Source organism: Streptomyces sp. NPDC048331 (assembly GCF_043201215.1).
In the GTDB taxonomy this organism is placed as follows: Bacteria; Actinomycetota; Actinomycetes; order Streptomycetales; family Streptomycetaceae; genus Streptomyces.
The window spans coordinates 1-1453 of record NZ_JBICYT010000108.1; the positions used below are offsets into that span (position 1 = coordinate 1).

Genomic DNA, 1453 nt, shown 5'->3' on the forward strand with positions numbered 1-1453 from the left:
CTAGTAGGGCTTTGTTAGGTCCTGTGGTGGGGTTCGGAGGTTGCTGCGGGTTGGCCGCATATCGAGCAGGCGCCGGTCCAGGTGGCCAGGAGGGCCTGGAGTTCGCGGAGGACCGCGTAGAGGGTCAGGCCGGCGCAGGGGCTTTTGGGTCGAGCCTGAGCAGGGTGCAGAAGGCCTGGGCGAGGGAGGCGAGGGTGACGTGGCGGTGCCAGCCGAGGTAGTTGCGGCCCTCGAAGTGGTCCAGGCCCAGAGCATCCTTGAGCTCACGGTAGTCGTGCTCGACTCGCCATCGGATCTTGGCGATTCGCACCAGCTCGCGCAGTGGGGTGTCGGCGGGAAGCGTCGATAGCCAGTAGTCGGTCGGCTCGGCGGAGTCGGGTGGCCACTGGACGAGCAGCCAGCAGTCGGGTAGGGAGCCGTCGGCGGCACGGCGGATGGTGCGGTTGGCCGGTCGGACCCGCAGGGCCAGGAACTGCGAGCGCATCTCGGCGTTCGGGTTGCGCTTGGTGGCCTTGCTGCCCTGACGCCAGGTGACGGTGCGGGTGGCCGTTTGTCCGGCGGCCAGGGCCAGGGCGCGCAGGGTGGTGTGCGGTTGGGGGTAGGCGGACACGGGAGGGCGGCCCTGCCCGGAGTACAGCGGGCGTTCGGGCGTGGCGTCGCCGGGGTGGGCGGTGGTGGTGGCTTTGACCGCGACCGCGTAGGTCAGGCCGCGCTCGGTCAGGCCCTCGCGAAAGCCCGTGGCGTCGCCGTACCCGGCGTCGGCGACGACCGGAAGGTCCGGCAACTCCCAGTCCTCGCGGACCTCGTCGAGCATGTCCAGGGCCAGGCGCCACTTCTCCCGGTGGCGAGCAGTCCCGGGGATGCCGGCCTTGGCGCGGCGGCGTCGGATCGCCTCGGCCAGCAAAGCGTCGTCGCCGTGCTTGGTGTCGTCCCAGCTCTCGGGAAGGAACAGGCGCCAGTCGACGGCGGAGGAGGCGCGGTCGCTGACCAGGTTCACACTGACCCCGATCTGGCAGTTGCCGCGCTTGCCCAGCGCGCCGCAGTACATCCGTGCCACCCCCGGCGAGTCGTAGCCGTCCTTGGGGAAGCCGACATCGTCGATGGCGTACGCCTCGGGAGAGATATGTGCCGCAGCCCAACAGGCCACCCGTTCACGGACCTTGGAGTAATCCCAGGTAGAGGAGGAGACGAACTGCTGGAGCTGCTGGTGGTCCACGCCCAGGCGCTCGGCCATCGGCTGCATGGACTTGCGCTTGCCGTCCAGCATCAGCCCACGCAGATACATCTCGCCCTTGGCCCGCTGGTCCCGACGGGCCAGAGAACCGAGCATCTCCTCCGCGAACGCCTCCAGTCGCGGACGGACCTCTTCCATCTCCTCAGGTGTCACACCTGAAAGAAGATCACAACCCTACTCCTGCTTGATCATCCGGGGTACCTAACAAAGCCCTACTAG

At 68.5% G+C, this 1453-nt stretch carries 1 protein-coding gene; it reads right to left on the reverse strand.

The genetic code is table 11. The features are described from left to right. Positions 1 to 124 precede the first annotated feature (124 nt). Complete coding sequence (locus ACGFYY_RS42360) at positions 125 to 1387, reverse strand: IS701 family transposase (RefSeq protein WP_393717989.1); 1263 nt, start codon at positions 1385 to 1387, stop codon at positions 125 to 127. Positions 1388 to 1453 lie beyond the last annotated feature (66 nt).